This window comes from Flavobacterium sp. DG2-3 (assembly GCF_030730925.1).
Taxonomy (GTDB): domain Bacteria; phylum Bacteroidota; class Bacteroidia; order Flavobacteriales; family Flavobacteriaceae; genus Flavobacterium.
In genome coordinates this window covers 44,980-59,527 of record NZ_JAVAMB010000008.1, presented here as the reverse complement: position 1 = coordinate 59,527, position 14,548 = coordinate 44,980, and the positions used below count along the sequence as shown (strand labels likewise).

Annotated in this window: 14 protein-coding genes; 7 read left to right on the top strand and 7 right to left on the bottom strand. The window is 34.5% G+C overall.

The window, feature by feature from the left end:
* Positions 1–67: 67 nt before the first annotated feature.
* Both Q9Q97_RS12680 and Q9Q97_RS12675 read right to left on the bottom strand, forming a co-directional pair.
* Positions 68–1,111 (bottom strand): RluA family pseudouridine synthase, encoded by a 1,044-nt coding sequence (locus tag Q9Q97_RS12680; RefSeq protein WP_125719693.1) that lies wholly within the window; start codon positions 1,109–1,111, stop codon positions 68–70.
* Positions 1,101–1,721: a PASTA domain-containing protein gene (locus Q9Q97_RS12675; RefSeq protein ID WP_306157539.1), complete on the bottom strand. Its 621-nt coding sequence runs from the start codon at positions 1,719–1,721 to the stop codon at positions 1,101–1,103. The genes Q9Q97_RS12680 and Q9Q97_RS12675 overlap by 11 nt, the downstream gene beginning before the upstream one ends.
* Before the next feature lie 539 nt (positions 1,722–2,260).
* On the opposite strand from Q9Q97_RS12675, the gene Q9Q97_RS12670 reads away from it, so the two are divergent.
* The 4 genes from Q9Q97_RS12670 to Q9Q97_RS12655 all read left to right on the top strand — a co-directional run bounded on the left by Q9Q97_RS12670 (position 2,261) and on the right by Q9Q97_RS12655 (position 5,452).
* A complete protein-coding gene (locus tag Q9Q97_RS12670) occupies positions 2,261–3,232 on the top strand; it encodes a D-alanine--D-alanine ligase (protein ID WP_306157537.1) in 972 nt (323 codons plus the stop codon).
* Positions 3,233–3,414: 182 nt separating this feature from the next.
* Positions 3,415–4,107 (top strand): DUF421 domain-containing protein, encoded by a 693-nt coding sequence (locus Q9Q97_RS12665; RefSeq protein ID WP_306157535.1) that lies wholly within the window; start codon positions 3,415–3,417, stop codon positions 4,105–4,107.
* A 185-nt stretch (positions 4,108–4,292) separates the two neighbouring features.
* Positions 4,293–4,751, top strand: coding sequence for a pantetheine-phosphate adenylyltransferase (gene coaD / locus Q9Q97_RS12660; protein WP_306157533.1), 459 nt, complete (start codon positions 4,293–4,295; stop codon positions 4,749–4,751).
* 122 nt (positions 4,752–4,873) lie between these two features.
* Positions 4,874–5,452: an alkylphosphonate utilization protein gene (locus tag Q9Q97_RS12655; RefSeq protein WP_111283621.1), complete on the top strand. Its 579-nt coding sequence runs from the start codon at positions 4,874–4,876 to the stop codon at positions 5,450–5,452.
* Positions 5,453–5,738: 286 nt separating this feature from the next.
* Here Q9Q97_RS12655 and Q9Q97_RS12650 read toward each other — a convergent pair whose 3' ends face one another.
* Positions 5,739–6,182: a hypothetical protein gene (locus Q9Q97_RS12650; RefSeq protein WP_306157531.1), complete on the bottom strand. Its 444-nt coding sequence runs from the start codon at positions 6,180–6,182 to the stop codon at positions 5,739–5,741.
* A gap of 376 nt (positions 6,183–6,558) precedes the next feature.
* Positions 6,559–7,923 (bottom strand): DEAD/DEAH box helicase, encoded by a 1,365-nt coding sequence (locus Q9Q97_RS12645; RefSeq protein WP_306157529.1) that lies wholly within the window; start codon positions 7,921–7,923, stop codon positions 6,559–6,561.
* Between the two features lie 360 nt (positions 7,924–8,283).
* Here Q9Q97_RS12645 and Q9Q97_RS12640 point away from each other — a divergent pair, with 360 nt between their 5' ends.
* Positions 8,284–10,011 carry a M14 family metallopeptidase gene (locus Q9Q97_RS12640; protein WP_306157527.1) on the top strand — a complete coding sequence of 576 codons (1,728 nt, stop codon included), beginning with the start codon at positions 8,284–8,286 and terminating at the stop codon, positions 10,009–10,011.
* 246 nt (positions 10,012–10,257) lie between these two features.
* Here the strand turns inward: Q9Q97_RS12640 and Q9Q97_RS12635 are convergent, their stop codons facing one another.
* The 3 genes from Q9Q97_RS12635 to Q9Q97_RS12625 all read right to left on the bottom strand — a co-directional run bounded on the left by Q9Q97_RS12635 (position 10,258) and on the right by Q9Q97_RS12625 (position 13,095).
* Positions 10,258–10,653, bottom strand: a complete 396-nt coding sequence (locus Q9Q97_RS12635; protein WP_306157525.1) for a hypothetical protein — start codon at positions 10,651–10,653, stop codon at positions 10,258–10,260.
* Positions 10,654–10,722: 69 nt separating this feature from the next.
* A complete protein-coding gene (locus Q9Q97_RS12630; RefSeq protein ID WP_306157523.1) occupies positions 10,723–12,075 on the bottom strand; it encodes a hypothetical protein in 1,353 nt (450 codons plus the stop codon).
* A 369-nt stretch (positions 12,076–12,444) separates the two neighbouring features.
* Positions 12,445–13,095 (bottom strand): NUDIX hydrolase, encoded by a 651-nt coding sequence (locus tag Q9Q97_RS12625; RefSeq protein WP_306157521.1) that lies wholly within the window; start codon positions 13,093–13,095, stop codon positions 12,445–12,447.
* 7 nt (positions 13,096–13,102) lie between these two features.
* On the opposite strand from Q9Q97_RS12625, the gene pyrE reads away from it, so the two are divergent.
* The gene (pyrE, locus tag Q9Q97_RS12620) at positions 13,103–13,750 is read left to right on the top strand and encodes an orotate phosphoribosyltransferase (protein ID WP_306157519.1); all 648 of its coding nucleotides are present in this window, start codon (positions 13,103–13,105) and stop codon (positions 13,748–13,750) included.
* A 230-nt stretch (positions 13,751–13,980) separates the two neighbouring features.
* Complete coding sequence (locus Q9Q97_RS12615; RefSeq protein ID WP_184164771.1) at positions 13,981–14,373, top strand: SRPBCC family protein; 393 nt, start codon at positions 13,981–13,983, stop codon at positions 14,371–14,373.
* The last annotated feature ends 175 nt before the right edge of the window (positions 14,374–14,548 follow it).

Sequence of the window (14,548 nt, the reverse complement as noted above, 5' to 3'; positions counted from 1 at the left end):
AAAATGGAGCTTGATTTTTTGTGTATCTAAAATTAACAAATTTCCTAATTAACAAATTATCTAATTATTATTCCTCCTCATCCGTATTATGCGTTTTCACATAATTGCGCCATTTCTCAATACATTCTTTAAAATCATCTGGCAATTCCGTATCAAAACGCATTAATTCACCGGTATTTGGATGAACAAAACCAAGCGTTTTAGCATGTAGCGCCTGACGTGGCAAAGCTTTAAAACAATTCTCAATAAACTGTTTGTATTTCGTAAAAGTCGTTCCTTTCAAAATCAAATGACCTCCGTAACGTTCGTCATTAAATAACGGATGTCCGATATGTTTCATGTGCGCGCGAATCTGGTGCGTTCTACCCGTTTCCAACTTGCAAGAAATAAGAGTTACATAACCAAAACGCTCCAAAACTTTATAATGCGTAATTGCAGGTTTTCCGATCTCTGGATCTGCAAAAACAGCCATTTGCATGCGGTCTTTTAAATGTCTTGCTAGGTTGCCTTCAATGGTACCGCTATCTGCAGTAACATTTCCCCAAACCAAAGCAATATATTCACGTTCAGTCGTTTTAGCTTCAAACTGTTTCGCCAAATGCGTCATTGCAGCCTCTGTTTTAGCTACAACCAAAAGACCAGAAGTGTCTTTATCAATTCGGTGAACCAAACCTGGACGCTCGCTGCTATTCATTGGCAGGTTATCAAAATGATGTGCCAAAGCATTTACCAAAGTCCCAGTATAATTTCCGTGACCTGGGTGCACAACCATCCCTGGCTCTTTATTAATCAATAAAAGAGCGTCATCTTCGTAAACAATATTCAGCGGAATATCTTCAGGAAGAATATGATTTTCAAACGGAGGATGCGACAACATAACCGTTATCACATCAAAAGGCTTAACTTTATAATTTGATTTTACTGGAATATCATTCACAAAAATGTTTCCATTAGTTGCCGCGTTCTGAATTTTATTACGCGTGGCATTCGGAATCAAATACATTAAATATTTGTCAATACGTAAAAACGCTTGACCTTTAGGGACTTCAAATCTGTAGTGCTCAAATAATTCGTCTTCCAGATCTAAATTTTCTTCAATATTATTGTTCATCACTTGGGGTTTCTGCAGGTACCGCAGTACTGTCTGCTGCCTGACTTTCATCTACATAACTTGCTTTTCCGTCTCCTAAAACCAAATCAATTTTTGAAGCTTTAAGCACACGGTCTCCTACTTTTAAGTTTCTGCCTTTCAAACGCATTTCCAAAACCATATCTTTTCCAAGGTTTGGAATATACGTAATCGTTCCTGGCTCCAAACCTAAAGCTTTAAGCGTTGGCACAGCCTCACGATACGTTTTCTCGATCAAATCTGGAATTTTCACAGAAGAAAAACCAGAAGCATTAATCTTGATATAAATTTTTCTACCCACTTTTACCTTCGTTCCAGGCAGCGGATCTTGTTCTACAACACTATATTTTGGGAATTCACTTCTATAATCAACGCTATCCAAAAGTACATAGTCCAAATCAAGTTCATCTAGCTTTGCTTCTACTTGTTCTTCAGTTAATTTAGACAAATTCGGAACCGCGATTTCGTGTCCGTGATCAGTCGTAAAAGTCAACCAATGCATAAATAAATAACCAATAGCCGCAATAATAGCAGCGGCAGCAAGCAATTGCAAGAAAAAAACTCGGCTTGTTAAATACTGACGTAAACTCATAAATTTATTTTTAATAGCGACAAAGATAAAGTATTTCGTTTCAAAAAAAATGATAATTTTGTTTTAAACATAGAACTCTTGGAATTTGGAATTTCAAAATTTGATTTTTTATTTTTCAGGAGCTATTCCTGCTGTCCACTGTATTCCCGATTAACAAAAACTACGGCTAAAAAGCCTTGTTTTTCTAAATCGGGAGATGCCGTTCCCATCAGGGCTAGGGCACTCGGTTTCATAAGAACGTTCTTTATTTTAAAAAAGTACAATTTGCCTTCATGGGTAAAATCAAAGAATCAACGCAATATTTGTCATTTCGACGAAGGAGAAATCTTCGTGAGAAACTCGACAAAGATTGGTAATTTTCTTTGTGGAGCTACTTGCGGAGATTTCTCCTTCGTCGAAATGACAAGATTGAAAAAAATCCTTTAATCAGTGCAATCTTTGACAAAAAAATTAGCGTAATTCGTGAATTGCTTCGCCAGTTCGCTATCGCTCGAGTCGTGGCCAAAAAACAATAAAACAATAAAACTAAAAATATAAAAATGAAAAATATTGCCATTATCATGGGCGGCTATTCCAGCGAATACAAAATCTCATTAATCAGCGGAAATGTCGTTTACCAATATCTTGACAAAACAAAATACAACGGATTCCGTATTCACATTTTTAAAGAAAAATGGGTTTATGTAGACGAAAACGACACTGAATTCCCAATCGACAGGAATGATTTTTCTGTTACTGTAAACGGTCAGAAAATCACATTTGATTGTGTTTTCAACGCCATTCACGGAACTCCGGGAGAAGACGGATTAATGCAAGCTTATTTCGAATTAATCGGCATGCCACAATCTTCTTGCGATTATTACCAGTCAGCTTTAACTTTCAACAAAAGAGATTTATTATCGGTTTTAAAACCATACGGAATCAAAACTGCGATTTCTTATTATTTGAATAAAGGAGATAAAATAAACACAGCAGAAATCATCGAAAAAGTGGGATTGCCTTGTTTCGTAAAACCAAACAAAGCGGGTTCAAGTTTCGGAATTTCAAAAGTAAAAACAGAGGCTGAGCTTCCAATTGCAATTGAAGTCGCTTACAAAGAAGACAACGAAATCATTATCGAAAGTTTCCTTGACGGAACAGAAGTTTCTGTCGGCGTAATCAACTACAAAGGAGAAGTTATCGTTTTACCAATAACAGAAATCGTTTCAGACAATGATTTCTTCGATTACGAAGCGAAATACGAAGGAAAATCGCAAGAAATTACTCCTGCGAGGATTTCAGATGAAATGACTAAAAAAGTAGGCGAAACTGCAAAACGCGCTTACGAAGTTTTAAAAATGAAAGGCTTCTCAAGAAGCGAATTCATTATCGTAAACGACGAGCCACACATGCTCGAAATGAACACGATTCCAGGCTTAACAACAGAAAGTCTGATTCCGCAACAAGCAAAAGCAGCCGGAATTTCATTAGAAGAATTATTCACAAATGCAATTGAGTTAGCTCTTTCTTAAAGCTACTAAGATACTAAGGCGCTAAGATTCTAAGATTTTAGCGCCTTTTTAAATTCCATTCAATCTGCCAATAAGGTTTTCATAATTTACATATAATATCGTTGCACAACATAGAAATTACGATAAATTTCGAATACCAAAACTTAGTACCTTAGTTACTTAGAATCTTAGCAACTTAAAAAATGAAACAAATCTTCGAATGGAACCGATTATTATTTAATGAACTTCCTGAAATATTCCTTTTGGAGGTGATATTTCGTTCTACCGTAATGTTCATTATTTTGCTGCTAACCCTAAAATTAGCTGGAAAACGAGGTGTAAAGCAATTATCGATTTTTGAGACTGTAATTATTATAGCACTTGGCTCTGCAGCTGGTGACCCAATGTTTTATGAAGATGTTGGAATTGTTCCTGCCATTATCGTTTTTACTGTGATAATTGTTTTATATCGCATAGTAACTTGGCTTACAGGAAAAAGCAAAAAATTTGAAGAATTCATAGAAGGAAAAACCGAATGTCTGATTAATGACGGGAAATTTTCATTGACCTCTTTCAGAAAAGAAGCACTGGCACAAGACGAGTTTTTCGCCGAACTCCGCATCAAATCGATTGAACATCTGGGACAAGTAAAACACGCTTTTATTGAAACCAGTGGCGAAATAAGTGTTTTTTATTATAAAGACGAAGAAGTTGGTTATGGTCTTCCTATTTTACCTTTATTGTTTGAAGCAAAAAGCAAGATTATTCCAAAAGACGGCATCTACTCCTGCTCGTTCTGTGGCAACACAACTGAACAAAAAAAAGGTACGGCAACCTGCCAAGTCTGCCAAAAAGAAGAATGGGTAGAATCGATAAATACAAGGAGAATCACTTAAGTTTTAAATTCCAATTTTTTTAAATTCCAAATTCCAATCTTAAAAGAAAAAACTAGTTGCTTAGCAACTCAGAATCTCAGATCCTTAAATAAAAAACTTTGTGCCTTCGTTCCTTTGTAGCATTAACCGTCAAAAGAAAAAAAACTTAGTATCTTAGCGACTCAGAACCTTAGAACCTTAAACAAATGCGTAAAGCCATATTTCCAGGATCATTTGACCCCATTACACTTGGACACGAAGATATTATCAAAAGAGGAATTCCTTTATTTGACGAAATTATTATTGCAATTGGTGTCAATGCCGAAAAAAAATACATGTTTTCTCTAGAAGAAAGAAAGCGCTTTATTGAAGAAACTTTCAAAGACGAGCCAAAAATTTCGGTTATCACGTATGAAGGATTAACAATAGATTTAGCCAAAAAAGAAAAAGCAAATTTTATTCTAAGAGGCTTGCGCAACCCAGCCGATTTCGAATTCGAAAAAGCCATTGCACACACCAATAGAAAATTGTCTAAAATAGAAACTGTTTTCTTGTTGACAGCTGCAAGTACTTCATTTATAAGTTCGAGCATTGTACGCGATGTATTGCGTCATGGCGGCGAATATGAGATGCTGGTTCCGAATGCGGTTAGAGTGAAAAAGTAAAAAAAGCCAGAGGCTTGAAACATATTGTGGGGACGGATTTTAATCCGTTTATACTAAATAATAATATTTGCCCGCGAACCAAATTATAAGTAAATTCGCATTTTCAAAATAAACAATAAATAATGAGCATCGAAAGAGAATTAAGCAAACGAAGCGGATCTAAATGTGAGCTTTGTGGTGCTGAAGAGAATTTAAAAGTTTATCAAGTCCTGCCAACTAAAAAAGGCGGAATTGATGAAGCTATATTAGCCTGTAACACGTGTATTGACCAAATTGAAAATCCAGACAATGTTGATTTAAATCACTGGAGATGCCTGAATGACAGTATGTGGAACGAAAATATTCCTGTACAAGTTGTTGCCTGGAGAATGTTAAGCCGTTTACGCGCAGCTGGATGGCCACAGGAATTGCTAGACATGATGTACCTAGACGAAGATACGTTAGAATGGGCAAAAGCAACTGGAGAAGGCGAAGATGACGAAAATAAACTGGTTCACCGTGACAGTAACGGTGTAGTACTACAACACGGAGATTCAGTTGTTCTAATTAAAGATCTTAAAGTAAAAGGTTCTAGTATGGTTGCTAAACAAGGAACTGCGGTTAGAAACATTCGTTTAGATCACGAAAATGCTGAATATATAGAAGGAAAAGTTGATGGACAGCAGATTGTGATTATTACGCAGTATGTGAAGAAAATATAAGCTTCTGAGGTTCTAAGTTGCTAAGCTTCTAAGTTTCTTTTAATGCTTAATAACTTAACCGCAAAGTTCGCAAAGATATACGCAAAGTTCGCAAAGTTTTTTACATAAAGCTTTGCGAACTTTGCTTTTGTAAAGCATCTAAAAAATAAACTTTGCGTGCTTTGCAGTTAAAAAACAAGAAACAAAAAAAGCTGTTCGATTAGAACAGCTTTTTTATATTATAGATAGAGACAAGCTTAAAAACTTTGCCCCTTTCTTACTTTGTATCTTTGAACCTTAAAGAAAATTATTTTTGGAATAATTTACTGATTTGGTCTTTTACGAATGGCTCAGAAACGTTGTTTGTTGCAGCATCTCTTTCTTTACCAGAAACCATAAATTGAACTGTAGCTTTGTCTGGAACAACATTTCCTGTGTAGTGTAACCAAATGTAGTTGTTAGGTAACTCCAATTTGATATCGTACAACGGAGACGCTGTAAATCCGCCCATGATAATGTTGTACAAAGAGTTGTAAGCATTATCAATGTTTTTGAATGAAAATTTTCTCAAAGTAGAATCGTCATCACTTTGAATAATAGTGTAATACACTGTGTATTCGTCACCAATTTTCTGAATGTAATTGTTGTTTACTTTTCCTAGTTTCTCAACAGGAACCGTTTCTAGTACTTTAACCTGTGCAAACGAAACAAAACTAAAAAACAATGCGGTAAGAGTAATAATCTTTTTCATGTGGTATTTGGGGTTTACAAATTTTACGATCACAAAAAAACATAGAAATATTGAAAAAACACCTATCAATTGATTATTTTTTTAACATAAAATTGTAAATTGTAGTTACAAAAACACAATCAACTGAAATACAAATAATTGACTTTTAAATTCCAATAAAAAAATCCCAAATTCCAATTCATCTTTTAACCAATCTTTACGAAGGCAAAAGCTTCACAAAGTACATCTCCAATCTTTGCAGAGCTACTTGCGGAAATCCTTCGTTCCTCAGGATGACAAACACTGGATAAGCTTCTCAAAAATTATTCAAGCATAAAAAATTTATGAGAGTATATAGCAAAAACCTAATTCTCTAATTCTCAAATTGTCTAATTATCTAATATTCCCCCTTCTTCTCCTCTTCCTCTTTTTTAATAACATTTCGGGCAACTTCAATTTTAAACTTCTTACCTTTCATTTTTTCATCTTTAATGTTTTTCAGAAGATCTTTTACTTTATTATATTTTACAGCTGCAAACGAAACAAAATCTTTTACTTCGATTAGGCCTAAATCGTCTTTTTCTAGTTTTCCTTTTTGAGAAAAGAAACCCACAATATCAAATTTATTCAGCTTTGTTTTCTTTCCACCACTGATATAAATCGTTTGGAATTGAGGTGGTTTTGGCAGCGAAACTTTTCCATCAACATCCAAAACATCCATTTCATAATCAATGTAATCTAGTTCTTTTTCACTTTCGTGAATGATAATATACGCCGTACCCGTTGCCTGCATACGCGCCGTACGACCATTTCGGTGCGTGAATTCATCTTCTTTTAAAGGAAGATGATAATGAATAACGTGTTTCATTTCTGGAATATCCAAACCACGCGCCGCCAAATCGGTTGTGACTAAATACGTAACACTTCCGTTTCTAAACTGAATCAAAGCTCTTTCACGTTCTTCCTGATCCATTCCGCCGTGATAATACACCGAATAAATTCCTTTTTCGTTTAAAGTATCGCTTATACGTTCTGCAGCATCGCGATGATTACAGAAAATAATCGCCGATTCTGAATTTAAAGAACAGATTAAATTAAACAAACTCTGCAATTTATCTTTTGAAGGCGAAATCACCATTTTCATAGAAAGATTGGCTTTTTCTTCCTCTTCTGGAATAAAATCTAAAGTAATCGGATTTACAACTCTTGTATATTTCGGAATTTCGATATCTGAAGTCGCAGAAACCAAAACGCGTTTGTTTACTTTCGGCAATCTTCCAATGATGAAAGACATCTGTTCGTGAAAACCTAATTGCAGCGATTTATCAAACTCATCTAAAATCAAAGTTTGAATTTTATCGGTTCTAAAAGTTTCTCTGTCAATATGGTCTGCAATTCTTCCAGGCGTTCCAATTAAAACCGCTGGCGGATTGCTCAAATTTTTGATTTCAGTATCGATCGAGTGTCCGCCGTAACAAATATTGACTTTGTACTGCGTTCCCATTTTCTTCCAAACCTGCTCGATCTGAAGTCCCAATTCGCGAGATGGAACCAGAATTAAACATTGAACTGAAAGAATTTCTGGCTGTAACATTTCTAAAATCGGAAGCAAGAAAGCTAACGTTTTTCCAGATCCAGTTGGAGAAAGTAACAAAACATTGTTTTCGTTTAAAATAGCATCGTGTGCCATTTCCTGCATCTCATTCAGGTTCTTAATTCCTAAATTGGAAAGTATATCGTTGGAATGGTGTTTTTTATTCATTTTGCAAAAGTAGAGAAAATAGTTGGCAGTGTACAGTTTGATTTTTTGTTTCACGCAGATTTAAAAAGATTTAAGCAGATGGCGCGAATATTTAGCTCTCGCAGATTTTGCAGATCAAGCAGATCAAATCTAAATATTAAATAAAAAAATCCGCGAAATCTGCAAAATCTGCGGGAGACGAAAAACAAAGATTGCATTTGACGTAGATTTAAAAAATCAAAATTTATCTGCTTAAATCTCTAATTCCTATAGCTACGGGAGCGTGAAACAAAAACTAAATACAGAGTATTTAACATCCAACTTGAAACCTGAAACTTGAAACAAAAATCCTATATTTGGTTCGCATAAAAAACCAAAACCATGAAACAACTCACCATTTTCATTTCACTTTTCACAATCACTCTTTTCGCTCAAAACAATAAAAAATACGATACATTTTTTGAGAAAGGAAACGGAAATCAAGCCGCAGATTACTACGAAACCATTCGTTATTTTAAAATGCTAGCAAATGATTTCCCAACGATTCAGGTAAAAGAAATGGGATTGACAGATTCTGGTGAACCCTTACACATGGTCACTTTTAATCCTGACAAGGAATTTGATTTTGATAAAATACAGAAAACCAAAGCCGTTTTGTTTGTCAATAACGGAATCCACGCTGGAGAACCTGACGGAATCGACGCTTCTATGCAATTCTACAGAGATTTGGCAACTGGAAAAATGAAAGCACCTAAAAACACCGTTTTGGTTTGCATTCCAGTTTACAATATTGGTGGCGCTTTAAACCGAAATTCAACAACGCGTGCCAATCAGGACGGACCAGAAGTTTACGGTTTTAGAGGAAATGCGAGAAACTATGATTTAAATCGTGATTTAATGAAATCAGATACGCGAAATACCAAAAGTTTTGTAGAGATTTTCCAGAAAATAAACGCCGATGTTTTTATCGATAATCACGTAAGCAACGGTTCTGATTATCAATACAAACTAACTTACATCATGACACAGCACAATAAACTGGGAACGCTTTTGGGAGATTATATGAATGATGTTATGATGCCCGCTTTGGTGAAAGATCTTCAAAACAAAAAAATAGAAACGACGCCTTATGTGGATTCGTTCAAAGATACACCAGATAAAGGTTTTGGACAGTTTGTCGACAGTCCGCGATATACTACGGGTTATACTTCTTTGTTTAATACGATTGGTTTTGTGGTCGAAACGCACATGCTGAAAAAATATGCTGAACGTGTAAAAGTAACCTACGAATACATGAAATCGACTTTGGATTTTACCGATGCTAATTATCTGAAGATAAAAGATTTAAGAGTAAAGAATTTAGAGCAATATCAGCCTAAAAAATCATACACTTTAAAATGGGAAATGGACAGCACAAAAGCAACCAAATTTACGTTTTTAGGTTACGAAGCGGGTTACAAAAAAAGTGATGCGACAACGGGCGATCGCTTGTATTATGACAGAAGCAAACCGTATAAAAAAGACGTTCCGTATATCAAAGAATTTAAATCGGTAAAAGACGTTGTTATTCCGTCTGCTTATATTATTCCGCGTGGTTATTGGAATATTATTGAACTTTTAAAGAACAATAATATTACTTTCCGCCAATTTAAGAATGATACTATTGCTGAGGTTGAAAGCTACAGAATTGTTGATTTTAAAACCGTTCCGTTAGCTTACGAAGGACATTATTTGCATCGAAATACAACCGTAACTTCTAAAATAGTAAAAATGAATTTCGCTAAAGGAGATTACTACGTTCCAACAAACCAAAAAGGTGTAAAATATCTTTTAGAAGCTTTTGAACCAGAAGGCGTTGATTCATTCTTCAACTGGAATTTCTTCGATGCCATTTTACAGCAAAAAGAACATTATTCTGATTATGTTTTTGAAGATTCAGCCGCAAAAATCTTAAAAGAAAATCCAGCTTTAAAAGCAGAATTGGAAGCCAAAAAACAAAACGACCGCGAATTTGCTAAAAATCCTGAAGCGCAGTTAAATTGGATTTATAAGAATTCTGTTCATTATGAAAAAGCGCATATGCAGTATCCTGTTTATCGAGTGCTTTGATTTTTTTTAACGCAATCCCGATAGCTATCGGGAGCAAAGTTTTTATTCTTTTGATTGAGTTGAAGAAAACGCTGAGGTCGCAAAGCTGTGCGTATAGAACTTTGTCAAAGTTTTAAACTTTGACAAAGTTGAGCTAGATTTGCCATAACGATGTTTTTTTGTGTATCGCTATTTAAGGGCTAGGCATAGTCTAAAATAAAAAACCTCGAAAAATAATTTCGAGGTTTGAAATTTTAAACAAACAATCTAATCATAAATTTCAACAATCGGATTCACTTTAATAAACTCTGTTTTATCATTTTTCCTTTTAACTAGGTAAACCGTAGAGTTACTAAAAAAGTTTACCAGTTCAGAGTTATTCAATTTGTTCTTTTTGTTTTTATTATAGTATTTTGAAGTTCTTACAAAATCTTTAAGACAAAGCACTTCTTTCGGGTTTAAGTCATTTAAAATTTCTACTCCTTTAAAATAAAATACTTCATCTTCATTTTTATCTTTTAATAAAAACTTATTTGGACTCGTTTTGGATTCGACAATGTATGAATCATCTAATTTAAAAAAAAATGTGCCATTCGATTTTTCTTGAGCATATAAACTGAATCCCAATAAGAATGCCGCATATAAATATATATATTTTTTCATAACTCGATTTTAAAAAATATGTAATTGAATTTTGTTGTCTAATATACAAAAGTACTATTATTTTACACTTTATGGACAAGGAACAGATTTACCTAAAATAGGCACTCTACTTGCCAACGAATTAATCGAAGCTTTTTTGTCTTCAGGCAAATCCGTCCAAGCCTTTACACTACTATCCTTTAAACCTCCCCAAGCCATGGCCTCATAGAAGGCATCGCTTGGCTCTTCTCCATAATAATTAGTATATTTGTTATAATCAGCACTTAAAACTGTTTTATGAAATGATTTTAAAGCATCTTTCATACTACTAAGATAGACCTGCGCCATTGCATTATGCTGATTTTCGTAAGTTTCAAAAACTTGTTTAAAATTACTTGCATCAATATCATTAGAATTTGTCGTATTTAACTTTCGATAAATATCTGCGTGTATGTATTCGTGCAGGATAATCCTAGCGGATTCTAAAGCTGCAAGTCCATCCAATCTATTTGTACTTATTTCTATAGTTATAAGACTATTCACCTTATCAAACCCTGTAGTTCCATTTACTTCTTGATTGGTTGATGAATAAACATTCGGAAGTGAAACAATTTGAATATTAAATTCTGATTTTCCAGCAAATTGATTAAATATATTTTGTACAAAATTGTTTCCGCTGCTACTCAATAAACTATTTAGACACTTTGCTTTTCCTGTAAGATTATTAATAATTTGTGGTGCAACTGGTTTTGGAGATGGACTTGAGGTACCTCCACCTCCACCTCCACCATACGTAGGATAGGGTTCTCCATCATCATAACCGCCTCCATCGCAATACATCACTTTTATAGGACTAAAACTTCCGTCAGGCTCCCAGTAGCCCAAAAAAGTACAGCTAACAGCTTCTTCACGCCATTTAGATGTCGATGATAGTGTAGATTGCTCACCATTTTTAAATTCAAGAACATTCGTTTTATTACTTATTAAATCTTGAACAAAGACCTTACCATTATAATTTTCTTTCACGGCGTAATAATTGTAACTTTTATCTAAAATACTAGAATTCTTATTATCAGTAAATATTTGAACATAATAGGTTTTGAACTTTTGCTGCCCTTCTTTTATAAATACAAAACGATGATGGTCATTGTACAGATTTCCTTTGCCATTTGAAGTTTGCAAATTGTCAGTTAGCGTAAATGGTACTTCGATTACTACTCCATCAGTACCATTCGAGATTATTGCATTCTCCCATTTTAAATCACTTACATATTCTAAAATAGGCGAATCAAATTCTTCTTTATGAATATTGTACCAATTTTTTGCTTCATCCACAGCTTGAACATTTGAGCTCTCTTCTGCTTCATTTGGTGCGCAATTCGTCATAAGAAGCACTAAAGCTAAGAGCAATACGCTTTTAACCAGTTTTGTTAATCTAATCATATCAATGCTATTTATTTTCCTACGAAAATACATTAATAAATCAAAAACAAAGAAAAAACTTATAAACATAAAAATTATGGGCTTCCGTAATAACATCAATAATAAACGTAATTATTTTATACCCCCCCGTTAGCGCTAGCAAAAAAAACTTGAAGCTTAAACCTGAAACAAAATTTAAAGACAAAGTGTAGCTCTGCGTGAGGGATAGAGCTAAAGCTACCGAAGTAGCAGCGAAAGCCCGACAGCATCCCGATAAGAGGGCGTATATGCGCATGCTATATTTGCCCTCTTATCGGGATGGTGGCACGCCCAAATTACTAAAATTTCAATTTTTAAATTCCAAATTCCAATTTAACCTTTAGAAATAGCTTAATTATTCGAATTTGGAGCCGATCGATAAGCAACAGGCGGTTCGATTTTTTCTGTTGGAGTTTTCTCCTCAAACAATAATTTAATGTTTTCGTAGGAGTTTTTAAGTGCTTCTTTTATTTGTTCAGGATTCAGCCATTCTACTTTTTCGATGCCTTCTTCGGCTTGTCCGTGTGGAATTCCTTCAAAATCGGAGAACATTTCGAACCAATGGGTTATTTTAAGTTTATATTTTCCGTTACGTTTAAAAATGTGATAGGTTTTTTCGAGTTTTTTGACAATTCTAAGTTGTCCAACTCCTGTCTCCTCTTCTACTTCACGCATGGCGGTGTCTTCTATTTCTTCACCTTTCTCGATTCCGCCTTTTGGAAGATCCCATTTTCCGTTTCTGAAGATAAATAAAACCTCGCCTTTCTTATTATATACCAAGCCTCCGCCCGCTTTGTTTACGGGAATTTTGGCTTTAAGGGTTTTCATCATGACACTTTCGTCGGGATGATATAGAATGGCTTTTTGAATTTTATTTTGAAAAATTTTAATTATAAGCTGTTCTACATCAATACTCTCCAACAAGAACAATTGGAAATCTGTTTCCTTAGAGATTTCATTTGTCAAAAAAAGTGGTTTGTCGTTTACAAAAACTTTATACATTTGTACTATGATTTTTAATAAAGATACTGCCGAAAAAACAGCCGAATTGCTTTTGCAAATAAATGCAATTAAATTGAATCCCGAAAATCCTTTTACATGGGCTTCTGGTTGGAAATCTCCTATTTATTGCGATAATAGGTTAATTCTTTCATTTCCGAGCATTAGAAACTATGTTCGTGATGAATTTGCTAAAAACATTGAGAAACAATTTGGAAAACCTGATGTGATTGCTGGTGTTGCTACTGGAGCCATTGGTGTTGGTATTTTGGTTGCCGAAAGTTTAGGCCTTCCGTTCGTATACGTGCGTCCAGAACCAAAAAAACACGGTAGACAAAACCAAGTAGAAGGTTTTTTACAAAAAGGTCAAAATGTTGTGGTTGTTGAAGATTTGATCAGTACTGGAAAAAGCAGTTTGATGGCTGTGGAAGCTTTAAGAAGCGAAGGTGCTAATATTAAAGGTATGGCAGCGATTTTTACATACGGCTTTGGTGTTACTGAAGAAAATTTCAAAGAAGCTAATATTGATTTATTCACTTTAAGCAATTACGAAAACTTGTTAGATTTAGCGGTTCAAAAACAATATATCACAGAAGACCAACAGTCTACTCTTTTAGAATGGAACGAGAGTCCGTCTACTTGGGGGCAAGGGGAATAATTTTAGATTTCTGATTTTAGATTTCTGATTTTAGATTTTAGATTTTAGATTTTAGATTTTAGATTTTAGATTTCTCTTCTATGCGAAGAGATTTTTGGAATTTGGGATTTAAATTGGAATTTTATTAAACTTCCAGCTTTGCGACCTTTGCGTTTTTATAAAATCTCGTATATTTAAAAAAAACTTTGCGCGCTTTGCGGTTAAGAAAAAAAAATAAAAAACAAAACAATATGAACTTAGAAAGTCCAAAAGTTACAGTTCAGAAATCGGCTCAGGATTTGTTTGACCAACTGACTGACGTAAAGAATTTCGAAAAATTAATGCCAGACAATATCGCTAAATTTGAAGTGACTGGCGAAGACGCTTTTATTTTTGGATTGAAAGGGATGCCGGAAATCAAATTAAAAATGAAAGATAAAGTTGCGCCAAACAAAATTGTTTTGGGTGCTGCGAGTGATAAACTTCCGTTTACGCTAACTTCAAACATTGACAGTGTTTCAGATTCTGAAAGTGCTGTTCAATTGTTTTTTGAAGGCGAATTTAACGCTATGATGGCGATGATGGTTAAAGGTCCAATCAGTAAGTTTATTGAAACTTTAGCAAACAATATGAACAAACTTTAATAATGATGAATTATTAATTTTGAATTATAAATGCCTGGCTTTTGCTGGGCATTTTTTTTGGGTTTTGCCACGAAGACACTAAGGCACGAAGTTTTTTTTTAAAATTGGAGCCGAAAATTTCTCGCAAAGGCGCAGAGTCGCAAAGTTTTTTTTGTTTCACGCAGATTTAATTGAT

What these genes read in the sequence shown, in the direction of transcription:
- Q9Q97_RS12680 (WP_125719693.1), bottom strand. Translation starts at nt 1,111, where the DNA reads ATGAACAATAATATTGAAGAAAATTTAGATCTGGAAGACGAATTATTT.
- Q9Q97_RS12675 (WP_306157539.1), bottom strand. Translation starts at nt 1,721, where the DNA reads ATGAGTTTACGTCAGTATTTAACAAGCCGAGTTTTTTTCTTGCAATTG.
- Q9Q97_RS12670 (WP_306157537.1), top strand. Translation starts at nt 2,261, where the DNA reads ATGAAAAATATTGCCATTATCATGGGCGGCTATTCCAGCGAATACAAA.
- Q9Q97_RS12665 (WP_306157535.1), top strand. Translation starts at nt 3,415, where the DNA reads ATGAAACAAATCTTCGAATGGAACCGATTATTATTTAATGAACTTCCT.
- coaD (WP_306157533.1), top strand. Translation starts at nt 4,293, where the DNA reads ATGCGTAAAGCCATATTTCCAGGATCATTTGACCCCATTACACTTGGA.
- Q9Q97_RS12655 (WP_111283621.1), top strand. Translation starts at nt 4,874, where the DNA reads ATGAGCATCGAAAGAGAATTAAGCAAACGAAGCGGATCTAAATGTGAG.
- Q9Q97_RS12650 (WP_306157531.1), bottom strand. Translation starts at nt 6,182, where the DNA reads ATGAAAAAGATTATTACTCTTACCGCATTGTTTTTTAGTTTTGTTTCG.
- Q9Q97_RS12645 (WP_306157529.1), bottom strand. Translation starts at nt 7,923, where the DNA reads ATGAATAAAAAACACCATTCCAACGATATACTTTCCAATTTAGGAATT.
- Q9Q97_RS12640 (WP_306157527.1), top strand. Translation starts at nt 8,284, where the DNA reads ATGAAACAACTCACCATTTTCATTTCACTTTTCACAATCACTCTTTTC.
- Q9Q97_RS12635 (WP_306157525.1), bottom strand. Translation starts at nt 10,653, where the DNA reads ATGAAAAAATATATATATTTATATGCGGCATTCTTATTGGGATTCAGT.
- Q9Q97_RS12630 (WP_306157523.1), bottom strand. Translation starts at nt 12,075, where the DNA reads ATGATTAGATTAACAAAACTGGTTAAAAGCGTATTGCTCTTAGCTTTA.
- Q9Q97_RS12625 (WP_306157521.1), bottom strand. Translation starts at nt 13,095, where the DNA reads ATGTATAAAGTTTTTGTAAACGACAAACCACTTTTTTTGACAAATGAA.
- pyrE (WP_306157519.1), top strand. Translation starts at nt 13,103, where the DNA reads ATGATTTTTAATAAAGATACTGCCGAAAAAACAGCCGAATTGCTTTTG.
- Q9Q97_RS12615 (WP_184164771.1), top strand. Translation starts at nt 13,981, where the DNA reads ATGAACTTAGAAAGTCCAAAAGTTACAGTTCAGAAATCGGCTCAGGAT.